The 10,422-nt window shown below is 67.6% G+C and carries 11 protein-coding genes; 3 read left to right on the top strand and 8 right to left on the bottom strand.

Annotation, left to right across the window (positions count from 1 at the left end; all coding sequences use genetic code 11):
- Window positions 1-118: 118 nt before the first annotated feature.
- Window positions 119-448: a hypothetical protein gene (locus KBZ33_RS20140; RefSeq protein WP_254955218.1), complete on the bottom strand. Its 330-nt coding sequence runs from the start codon at window positions 446-448 to the stop codon at window positions 119-121.
- Between the two features lie 183 nt (window positions 449-631).
- On the bottom strand, window positions 632-1,651 hold the full coding sequence (locus KBZ33_RS20135) for a hypothetical protein (RefSeq protein ID WP_254955219.1): 1,020 nt from the start codon (window positions 1,649-1,651) through the stop codon (window positions 632-634).
- A 98-nt stretch (window positions 1,652-1,749) separates the two neighbouring features.
- On the opposite strand from KBZ33_RS20135, the gene KBZ33_RS20130 reads away from it, so the two are divergent.
- Window positions 1,750-4,032 carry an AAA family ATPase gene (locus KBZ33_RS20130; RefSeq protein ID WP_254955220.1) on the top strand — a complete coding sequence of 761 codons (2,283 nt, stop codon included), beginning with the start codon at window positions 1,750-1,752 and terminating at the stop codon, window positions 4,030-4,032.
- Window positions 4,033-4,140: 108 nt separating this feature from the next.
- Complete coding sequence (locus tag KBZ33_RS20125) at window positions 4,141-5,103, top strand: PolC-type DNA polymerase III (RefSeq protein WP_255011941.1); 963 nt, start codon at window positions 4,141-4,143, stop codon at window positions 5,101-5,103.
- Window positions 5,104-5,672: 569 nt separating this feature from the next.
- On the opposite strand, the gene KBZ33_RS20120 is transcribed toward KBZ33_RS20125, so the two are convergent.
- The 5 genes from KBZ33_RS20120 to KBZ33_RS20100 all read right to left on the bottom strand — a co-directional run bounded on the left by KBZ33_RS20120 (window position 5,673) and on the right by KBZ33_RS20100 (window position 8,292).
- Window positions 5,673-6,095, bottom strand: a complete 423-nt coding sequence (locus tag KBZ33_RS20120) for a tetratricopeptide repeat protein (RefSeq protein ID WP_254955223.1) — start codon at window positions 6,093-6,095, stop codon at window positions 5,673-5,675.
- A 76-nt stretch (window positions 6,096-6,171) separates the two neighbouring features.
- Window positions 6,172-6,909, bottom strand: coding sequence for a hypothetical protein (locus tag KBZ33_RS20115; RefSeq protein ID WP_255011940.1), 738 nt, complete (start codon window positions 6,907-6,909; stop codon window positions 6,172-6,174).
- A 94-nt stretch (window positions 6,910-7,003) separates the two neighbouring features.
- Window positions 7,004-7,375 (bottom strand): hypothetical protein, encoded by a 372-nt coding sequence (locus KBZ33_RS20110; protein ID WP_254955225.1) that lies wholly within the window; start codon window positions 7,373-7,375, stop codon window positions 7,004-7,006.
- Between the two features lie 8 nt (window positions 7,376-7,383).
- Window positions 7,384-7,572 (bottom strand): hypothetical protein, encoded by a 189-nt coding sequence (locus tag KBZ33_RS20105; protein ID WP_254955226.1) that lies wholly within the window; start codon window positions 7,570-7,572, stop codon window positions 7,384-7,386.
- A gap of 48 nt (window positions 7,573-7,620) precedes the next feature.
- Window positions 7,621-8,292, bottom strand: coding sequence for an HD domain-containing protein (locus KBZ33_RS20100; protein ID WP_254955227.1), 672 nt, complete (start codon window positions 8,290-8,292; stop codon window positions 7,621-7,623).
- Between the two features lie 230 nt (window positions 8,293-8,522).
- Between KBZ33_RS20100 and KBZ33_RS20095 the strand changes: the two genes are divergently transcribed.
- The gene (locus KBZ33_RS20095; protein WP_254955228.1) at window positions 8,523-9,512 is read left to right on the top strand and encodes a D-2-hydroxyacid dehydrogenase; all 990 of its coding nucleotides are present in this window, start codon (window positions 8,523-8,525) and stop codon (window positions 9,510-9,512) included.
- A gap of 84 nt (window positions 9,513-9,596) precedes the next feature.
- Here KBZ33_RS20095 and KBZ33_RS20090 read toward each other — a convergent pair whose 3' ends face one another.
- Window positions 9,597-10,082, bottom strand: a complete 486-nt coding sequence (locus tag KBZ33_RS20090; RefSeq protein ID WP_254955229.1) for a hypothetical protein — start codon at window positions 10,080-10,082, stop codon at window positions 9,597-9,599.
- Window positions 10,083-10,422: the final 340 nt, after the last annotated feature.

The following is a 10,422-nucleotide window of genomic DNA, read 5'->3' as shown; positions in this document are numbered from 1 at the left end:
GCGCCTCGCCGGATTTCAGTCGATCCGAGCCGGCCTACAGGCGGTGATGCATGACATCACGACGCTGCTGGAGATGGCGATGCGCCAGCCAGAACCGAACCCATGCTGAAACTTTGAATCAGCCCTGAGGGCTGGCGGGTGCTGCAGCCTCAGAAGCCTGGCGCCCCTGGGCAGAAGAGCCGTTGCCGTTGCGGCGAGAGCGCCCCGGGGTGGCTGCTCGTGGTGGGGGCTCAAGGACTGGGGCCTTCAGGCCACCGCCGGGCCCTCGCGCCTTCTCTGCCGCACCCATCGCCACCACCAGGGTTTTGGCTTCCTCCACCTGCGCGTCGTTGAGCGGCTCTCCCACCTCCTGCTCCAGCGCAGCCTTGATCCCGCTGTTGCTGATACGGCTGCCGTCCTCAGGGATCAGGGCGATCAGGGCGTCGGTGAGGTCGGTGCTGAGGGGCATTGGGGCAGGCTTGGGACGCAGGGGTTCAAGGAAGCAGAACCAGGGACTGGCGAGAGGACCTGAACCTGGGTGACCTCACGATGGATTGGCGGGCATAAAACAGGTCAGTCGACGCGCGAAAGAGAAGATCAGGGTCTGTTGATGACCGTCCGGTGACGTCACTTTGCCCCAGCTTGCGCAGTTCTACAGCGTGACAGCAGCAGATGCAGTGCGTTCGCCATGCTCATGACGGCGTAGCGATGCACCAACTGCATAGTTTTTCGATGAGGTCTCTACAGGGCCTCTCTGGCTGGCCTCCCCCGCCTTCTCCACCCGCTGCCGCAATGTGCGGATCAGATGGCGAGCCTCCCGGCTGCTGCCCACCAGCCCCTGCGGCAGCAGTAGCCAGAGCTGTTCGCTCAGCTGGGGCTGCTCGGAATGGGCGACCAGGTTCTGGGTCTGGAACCAGCCTGGATCCACCAGCCCCGGGCAGAGGGGCATCGCCAGCTGGCGATCGTGCATGCGCTTCAGGCAGGAGGGAACGTCCTGGCTGCTGATTGGCTGCTGCTCCACCTGGAAGCCATGCCAAGCCAGCGCCTCATGCAGCAGCGGTGTGACATGGCGGCGGGGCAGCAGCACCTTGCGGGGAGCGGAACCGTCTGGAGCGGCGGGCGGATGGCTCACCAGCTGCAAGGGCAACGTCCCCAGCGGCACCGTGATCACACCGCTCCAGCTGGGTAGCCGCTCGACGGCCAGAACCAGCGGGTGGCACCACGACGACACGATCGCCCCATCGATCAAGGCCTGGCTCAGCAGCTGCGCCCACTCCTGCGAGGGCCGGATGCGCGGCGGCACCGCCTGCACGCTCAACATCCCGGCCAGCAGCGGCTGATGCAAGGGGTCGGTGGCGATCCGCAGCTGGCCGCCCATCAGCCGGTGGGCCCGGTAGGCGAGCCGCAGCTGCCGCAGGCTCTCATTGCTGCCATAGCGGCAGACACTCGCCCCCCGTCCTGGCTGCAGACGGAACTGCTGGCCCATCAGCGCGGCGCTGCGGCAGACCGTGCTCTGGTGCATCGCCAGGGCGCGGGCCGCCTTGGGCTGTGATCCGGTGAGCTCCAGCAGATCGAGCACATGCAGATGCTCAAGAGGAACTGGCGGGGCGTAGCTGGGGCCGTGGCGTCGCCTTGACGGAAGGGCGGCTTGAACGGTGCAGGAGCTGGCCACAGAGCGCTGTCGATTTGCAGGTGCCCAGCGTCACCAAGCCAGGCCCTGGCGTGAACGATTCACCTGCGAAAGACTCGGGTATCCGCCGCGAGATCTCCTTGCCCTCCGTCACCGCGGCGCCGCTGCGCTGCCACCTACTGATCGGCCCGCCCGCCAGCGGTAAGACCACCCTGGCCAAGGCCCTGGCGCCCCTGCTCACCTCCCCCGATGAACCGCCGGCTCTGCTGCTCTCCACCGATGCGATCCGCGCCGAGGTCTTTGGCGATGCGGCCGTGCAGGGCCCCTGGATCGACATTCAACAGCGCCTGCAGCAACGGCTGATCGAGGCGGTGGCGGCGGGCATCCCGGTGATCATCGATGCCACCCATGCCCGCCGGCCCTGGCGCCTGGCCCTTACCCAGGCCCTGCTGCTGCCGGCGCCGGTGGAGTGGATCGGCTGGTGGCTCTACACCCCCCTGCCCACCTGTCTGGAGTGGAACCGCCAGCGCGAGCGCCAGGTGCCCGAGGCGGTGATCCAGGAGATGGCCGCTGCCCTGGCCGATCCCCACTTCGGGCCCAGCCGGGCGGAGGGCTTTGCGGCGATCTGCGCCGTTGTGCCCACCCATCACGACGACCTGGAGCCGTTGCTGGCTGCTGAACTGGCGGCCCTGGACCGCCGTATCCGCAGCGCCCGGGCCCGCGAGACCCATTGGCAGCTCCATGGCTACTCGCGCCTGCTTGATCTGGAGCGGCTGCTGTTCCTGATCCGCCTGCTCAGCCGTTACCCGGAGCTCGACGCCGCTGATCCAATCACCCGCGAGCAGCTGGAGTCGATCGTGTCGCCCTTGCCGTCGGGCGATCTGGCGGAGCGAGCTGCGGCCTTCCTGGGCCGGCTGCATGGGGAGTGCTACGGCGAGGCGGGGGCGATCCGGGCGGATTTGGCCTGGCTTGAGGCCAATGGCTTCTGCTTCTGCGGCGATAGCCTGGCGCCGATCCGGTTGGCGGAACTGCCGGCGGCGCCGCATAGCGGCGGCATTCATGGCGGCCAGCCGCCGATGGGTGATGGGCCAGTGTTCCAGCGGGTGATGACCCTGCTGCGCCACTTGCTGCACAACCCCTTCGATCGCGATCCGGGCAGCACCCTCACCCTCCATGAGCAGCTGATCGCCGCCACCGCCGCCATCCCCGGCGGCTACCTCCCCGGTGAGACCGCCAGCCTGCGCAAGGACCTCGAGAAGCTGCTCACCCCCTATGGCTTTCGCTCCGCCAACGACAACGTGCGCCATGGCTACGCCCTTGGCACCGCCGTGCTGCCGGCGCCGCGGCTACGGGAAATCCAGGCCCTGGTGCAGCAGGCCGCTGGTCGCCTGGCTGATCCCTCCGCTCAGCTCTTGCTGGGAGAACTGGAGCAACGCCTGGCCTGGGCCGGCCTTGATGAGCCCGCCCCGCCCCTGCGGCTCTATGCCCGCCATGGGGTGGTCGACACCGCCCTGGTGCGGCGTGAGTCGCTGGCGGCACCCTGCGGCGCCGAGGCGATCGAGCGGGCCATCGCCCAGCGGCGCCGGGTGCTGCTCAAGCGCTTTTCCAGTGCCGGCAGCCACGGCGGTACCAGCATCGGCGATGGCGCGGGCGAGTGGCGGGTGTGGCCGCTGCAGCTGATCTTTCACCATGTCGGCTGGTATCTCTGCGTCGAGGAAGACGTGATCGGCCAGGAGCACGGCCTGATCCGCTGCGAGCGCCTCGATCGCCTCGCCCTCCAGAGCACCTCGCCCCGCAGCGGAGCGAACGACGGCCTGCGCCGCAGCCCCGAACGGCAGCACGCGGCCCTGCAACGGCTGGAGCGCCTGCTGCACCACAGCGGCGGCATCTTCTTCGGCGACGAAGTCAGCGGCCAGCTGGCTCTGGCCAGTGCCTCTCGCCGCGCCCGCGCCGGCTTGCTGCAGACCCTGCGCTTCTCGGCCACCCCCTGGGCCTTTGCGTTCCTGCGGGAAGGGATGGGCCGCTATCCCCGCGAGCAGGTGCGCTTCTCCAAGCCGTTACCCGGCGATTCCTGGTGGCATCACCCCAATGCGCCCCATGTGCTGGAGCCGAACGCCCCCACCGACAGCCATCCCTACCCGCTGGAGCTGGATCTCCCCTGCTGGACCCTGGCTGCCGACATCGATCTGCGCACCTGGCTGTATGGCTTTGGCGAGGGGATCCGGGTTGAGGCCCCGACAGCACTACGGGAGGAGCTGGTGAGCCGTTGCCGGGCCATGCTCGCCGTCCACGGCGAGGCCGCCCCGGGAGCGACCGACCGGGGTGTTTCAGGCCCTGCGGAGGTAGACCGACAACTCCGGCAGACCAGAGAGGAGGAACCACCGCCGCGGGCGCCCTTCCCCAATCGCCTCCGGCGGGGGTGATGGCGGCTGCCCAGCAGCAGGAATCCATGCGGATCCCGCACCCCCCAGCATCCAGGGTGAGTTTCGGGGGCCGAACTCTGGTAGGTCAGGGAGAGCTCCATCGCATCCATGGCTGTACACCACCAACCACTTCCCTTGCCGCAGCTGCTGCCTGCCGGCGCCAAGGGCTTTGCGGTGCTCGATCTGGAGACCACCGGCACAGGTCAGCTCTGCCGCATCGTGGAGATCGCCCTGCTGCTGCTCTCGCCCGATGGGGAGATCGAGCAGGAGTGGAGCACCGTGATCAATCCCGGCGTGCCGATCCCCAATGCCGCCGTGCATGGCATCGACGAGCGCCTGGCTGCAGCGGCGCCAAGCTTCCCAGCGGTGGCACCGGCCCTGTCCGCGCTGCTGCAGGGCCGGGTGCTGGTGGCCCACAACCTCGATCGCTTCGATGGGCCGATCCTGCGGCACCACTTCTGGGAGGCGAGCGAGGCCCTGCCGGAGCTGGTGCTCGACCTGGGCGACGGCATCGACACCATGCCCAACCCCTTCATCAGCCTGGGCAAGCTCTGCGCCGCCCGCGGCATCAACCTCTCCGGCGACGACGCCCACACGGCGCTCGGCGACACCCGGGCCCTGGCTGCCTTGCTGCGCCACGGCCTGCCCCACCTGCATCCTTCCCTGGCGCCGGTGCGGGTGGCAGGAATCAGCGGCTCAGAGCTGGAGCCCCCGCGGCTGCTGCCGCGGACCAGCACAAGCCGCCAGGGGCTTCTGCGCAGCCACGACTGGCTCGACACCACGGTCACCATCCCCGCCGCCGGCGGCACGATCGCCCTGCACGGCGAGGATGCCCACGGCTGGGACTTCAAGGTGCAGAAAGCCCTGGCGCACGCCACCACCCTTGGCCTGGTCCCCATCCCCTTCCAGCCGGACGTGCCGGCTGATGTGCTGGTGGTCTCCAGCCTGTTCATCGACAGCCCAGTGATGCGCCGGCTCCGCAATGCCGGCCATCCGGTGGTGGCCAGCAAGGTGTTTCAGGAGGCGCGCGCCGGGGCAACAGTTGCCGCCAACCGTTGGGGGGAGCGCTAAGGGCACTGGCCTCTGACGGAGACAGGCCGCGAGACCAGAGCGACGCACCTCCTCCTCATATTCAGCGCCGATCCCCAGCCCGGAGTCCTCATCGGGCCTCAGCCCTTTCATGCCCCCGTGGCTCAGGCAGGCCAGGGCCAGGTCGTTCCAGCTGCCGGGGTGGGACTTGAGGGTGCGGGAGATGCCTGGCTTATTGATCTGCAGCCCGCCCTGGCCCATGGCCGCCACCTCGCTGAGCACCGCCATGAAGCGCGGCTGATCCATCCCCTCAAACAGCTGCAGGGCCAAGAGGCAGTCGCTCACGGCGTCCTGTCGTAGCCCGTCAGGCTGATCGGCACGCAGATCCCTGGCGGCAATGCTGCCCCGCAGCTCCTTGGCCTTGTTGACCAGCTCGCCACAGGGCTGGACCTCGATCACCTGCAGCAGCAGACGGTCGGCATCGTCGCGGTGCTCTTCGGCATCCATCTCCAGCAATGCCCGGGCCAGATTGAAGCTGGCGATCAGATCATTCGGTGCCACCGACAACGCCTGGCGAAAGCGCGCCGCTGCGACTTCCTGCGGCCCAGCGATCAACCCAGGCTGACAAGGCTGTGGATAGCAAAGCTGTTATCCGGCACCAGCTCGATGACCTGCTCCAATGCCCGTCGGGCCTCCGCCCTGTCGCCCTGCTGCAGAGCCACCAGCGCAAGGGCTTCGAGGGCATGGGGCTGGATGCTGACATTCCCCGCGCTGGCGAGGGCCGCCCGGTTCAGCAGCGAGCGGGCCTCCTCCAGATCGCCTTCCTCGCTGGCGAGCAGGCCCAGGTAGTAAAGCGCTGGGGCGTTCTGCAGCATCAGCAACAGCGCTGCTTGCAGCAGGGGGCGGGCTTCATGGAGCTTCCCTTCCTCGATCAGTAACCCGAAAGCATCCATGGCCGGCAGCTCCGGCACGGCCGGATCTCGCTTGATTCCGATGCTGCCGCTGGCAACCACCGCCGGCAAGTGGCCGCCCATGGCGGCATGAGACAGCCCTTCGGCTGGAGGGCTGCATGGAAGGTGGCCTCTTTGATCGAAAACGCCGTGCTTTCCATCAGGGCATCTTCCAGACGTACCAGCGGGAGAGGCCCAGCTTCTCGGCCCAGCCATCGACGATCTCCCGGTCTGGATCCGCCGTGGTGGGCTCGGCGCTGGTGATGGCGATCAGCTCCTTGGCCAGGGGTTCAAAGCCTGCGGCCTGGTACGGGATCGCCAGTGGCGGGAGGCCCAGCAGCCCGGCGCTATGGAAGGCACAGGCCGCATTGATCGCCCGGGTGGCCTGCAAAACGGCGGAGGGTGTCAGCCTCTCAACCTCGCCCTCGAGGCAGATCAGGTTCTCCTGCACCTGGCTTTGCAGCAGCGCTGCCTGTAGACCCCGCAGCTCGGGTGCCTGCTCGAACAGCCAGCGGTCCGCCCAAAGCCCCGGTCCTGTCGAGCGCAACCGCAACAGCACCCCGTCGTAGTACCGGAGCCCAGTGCTCCGCGCCTGAGCCAGGCTGATCTGGCCCTTGAACATCCTCTCCATCTGTGAGACCACTTTCTCCCTGGCTTCGCGTGTCTCGTGGAGGATCACCTGCTGATCGGCTGGCACCTGGACGATGCGCAGCAGCAGGGCGGCCTCAAAAGCCACGTGGTAGCTGCTGGGCTCACCGGCGTCGCGGTAGATGATCCGGTGCGTCTGTTGTTCTCGTGTGGCCAATCGCACCGTGGCCAGATCATCAAGGTCGTCCTGCTGAACGACCAGCACCGGCAGCCCGCCAGCCTCCTCCACCTTCTGGAGCAGACGGTTCACGGCCGGCAGGAGCGCATGGGCAGGCATCGCCGGGCCGTAGGGAGAGCGGGGGACCCCCCACGGTATCGGCGGCAGTGCGCCTCTCCCCTGGACTTCAGCCGAAACCCTTGGCCGCACCTCGGCTGCCAGGCGGCAGCAGCGGGATATCGATCTCCGTCCCCCGCTCGATCGGGTAGCCCTCCATCTCCAGATGGAAGTCGCTGCAGAACACTGACAGGGGCGGTTCCAGATCGATCGCCTCCAGCAGGGCCAGCACGATCTCCCCGGCGCTGTCGCTCGGATGCCGCTTCAGGGTCATGTGGAAGCGGATCGAGGTGAAGCGCTTGAGATCCGGCCGTGCCGAGAGCACGTTGGTGCGCAGGAACCGTCCGATGCCGTACTCGGTCTGGTTGACGAACATCACATAGGGGCGATCGTCACCGGGGCCCGGCAGATCGTCCTGGGTTGTGATCGTCAGGTCGGCCATGGGGGCGCTCAGGTCTCGTTGCTGCTGTTGTTACCGCCCTGCCCGTCGAACAGCGGCCCCAGCGGCACCACTTCCAGCTGGCCCTGCTCCGCCAACTGCAGTCCGGGTGGGGTGGGCTGCTCCGGCCCGTACAGCTCCACCGGCGGGGCATCAGAACCGAGCGGCAGTGGATTTTGGCGATAACGATGGCGCGGCATGAAGAGAACGCGTCGACGTGTCCTCCAGCATGGGGCAGCCAAGCGGCTTCAGGCCTGGGTGTCCGATTGGGTTCGCGCCAGGTATCCCGCCGCCCACGCCGCCGGGGCGACCCCATGGGGCACCAGGCGCCCATAGGCCTCACAGGAGAGGATCTCGTTCACGGCCTCCCCGAGCAGTTCGTTGGAGCGACTGCCGGGCAGCCGCTGATTGAGGCTCTGGTGGATCCGCAGCAGGTACCAGGCGGTGCCATCAAGCCCCGCCTTGAAGCGATCCCAGCTGCCTGGATCGCGGCGGGCATCGAGCACCATGTCGCGGGCGTTGTGGGCCTTGTCAGCTGCTGTCACCAGCAACGAGCCCTCACTCTTGTGATCAAGGGCGGCCACGTAACGGGTCTTGCGCACCAGCCAGGGTTCTTTGCCGGCACCGCTCAGGCCCTCGGCGGTGTCGGTGCAATCGCGCACGATGGCGGCCACCTCCTCGCCAAAACGCTCGGCGATCGAGGTGTGGCTCTGACCCGCATCCTCGATCGCGTCGTGAAGGAGAGCTGCGATCGCTTGATCTTCCGTGCCGCCGTCCTCCCAGACCAGGCCGCTGACGGCGATCAAGTGGGAGATGTAGGGCACCGGCTTGCCGTTGCGGGACTGGCAGCGGTGCAGCTGGGCGGTCCAGAGCAGGGCCTCCTCGTAGCGCTCGCTGTGGGTGGGGGGCTTGTTCGTCATCAACAGATCCTGGATCGCTTCCGGGTTCGGCGTTGGTGTTGGCCTGTGCCTCTCTCTCCTGCAGGGCTTGGTTGCTAGTGCCGAGGCGCTCCAGCTCCACCACTGCAGCAACGGCATCAACCCCTATTGCCCTGGCCGGCAGGCCATCCGATCGTTGCCTGGCTGAATCCCGCCCCCGTTTGGGACCCCGCCGCCGATCGGCCACGATTGAGGTCTGCAGACCTCGTTCGATGGCCGTTCCCGCCAGCCCAGCCGCTCGCCTGGTGGTGCTCGATGGCCACACCACCAACCCCGGCGATCTCTCCTGGGAACCGCTCCAGCGCCTCGGCGCCCTGACGGTGCATGCGCGCACGCCTGCGGAGCTGGTGGCCGGGCGGATCGCCTCCGCGGACCTGGTGATCACCAACAAGACCCGACTCGGTGCCCGGGAGCTGGCGGCGGCGCCTTCCCTGCGGGGGATCTGCATGCTCTCCACGGGCCATGACGCCGTCGATGGCGCTGCCGCTGCGGCCCGCGCCATCCCCCTCTGCAATGTGCCCGACTACGGCACCTCCTCGGTAGCCCAGGCCGTTTTCGCCCTGCTGCTGGAGCTCACCAACCGCACCGGTCACCACAGCTCCCTGGTGCGTCAGGGCGCCTGGAGCGCAGGCTCCGATTTCTGCTTCTGGGAGGGCAGCCTCACCGAGCTGGCCGGCCTCACCCTTGGCGTGGTGGGCCTCGGCAGGATCGGCCAGGCCGTGGCGGCGATCGCTCGTAGCTTCGGCATGGAGGTGGTCGCCCATCGGCGCGGTTCGTCCGGCGGCATGGCCTGCGATGGCTCCGTGCCGGTGGTGCCGCTGACGGAGCTGCTGGAGCGCTCCGATGTGGTGAGCCTGCATTGCCCGCTCACCCCCCAGACCCGCGGCCTGATCGATGCGGCCCGGATCGCGACGATGAAGCCCGGCGCCCTGCTGATCAACACCGGACGCGGCCCGCTGGTGGTGGAGGCCGATCTGGCCGCAGCGCTCACAAGCGGCAGGCTCGGGGGCGCCGGACTGGATGTGCTCAGCCTGGAACCTCCCGATCCCACCAACCCCCTGCTCAGCGCCCCCAACTGCGTGATCACGCCCCACATCGCCTGGGCCACCCGCGCCGCCCGCCAGCGGCTGCTGGACGCCGTGGCCGCCAATGCCGCCGCGATCCTGGCCGGCACCCCCCGCCATGTGGTCAACGGGGTCTGAATGCAGAGTGGAGGCGACTTACCAGGGCAGGAAGTCACGGAACAAAGCGCAGGAAAAGGGGTAAGACTCTGCCCGAGCCCCAATTCACTGGGGCGGCCTCACGCCGGGGCACGGGTTGCCGCCAAACATCCCCGTGAGCTTCTGGAGGCCCATCGCATAGGTCTGCTGCGCAGCCGCCGACCCGCCACTGGTTGACGCCTCCTGGAGCTTGACGGCGAATTGCTGGCAGGCCTGCTGCTGCTGGACGCTCGGCGCTACGGCAGCTGGAGTCACAGGAGAGCTCGTAGAGCGCGGCGTGGCTGTGGCGGGAGTAACGACCGGGTTGGCAGAGGGAGCGGCCATGCCGCTGGCTGTTGGTGCAGGGATGTCGCTGCAGGGGTTCTCCCCAAAGCGGGCCACCAGCTGCAGCACCCCCTGCTGATACACCTGTTGGGCAGCAGCGGTGTTGCCACTGGCCTCTTGCAGCTTGGTAGCGAACGACTGGCAGGCTTTGCGTTCCTGGGTACGGCGTACCAGGGGCCCCGCTGCGGCTGGGCCCTGCAGGGTTGTACTCAGCAGTCCTCCGAGCAATAACAGGACTGGCGCGGAGCGTAAGAAATGGAGCCGCTGGATCACCATAAGCGCAGAAACTGGATGCAACAAAAGATTAGTGTATGAGCTCCTTAGCAACTTAGGGAACCCCTGAAAAACCCGCTAAAATCAATCCAGATCCAAGACTGAGACTGGAGCGGATGGCTTACCCCCTCCAGCTAGGCTTTTCGGACTACGAGCAGATCTTCGCCATAAGGGCACCTCGAATAATCAGCAATTTCCAGGGTCTCTACGGACATGAAAAAGCCGCCGAAGAGGCGGCAGAGCAGGAGAATCTATCTCGACCATCGACGAGATCGCTTGAACCATGGGATCCTCT

Source organism: Cyanobium sp. Cruz-8D1 (assembly GCF_024345975.1).
Taxonomy (GTDB): domain Bacteria; phylum Cyanobacteriota; class Cyanobacteriia; order PCC-6307; family Cyanobiaceae; genus Cyanobium.
Note: the sequence above shows the minus strand (reverse complement) of the source record. Positions and strands in the feature narration are given on the sequence as shown.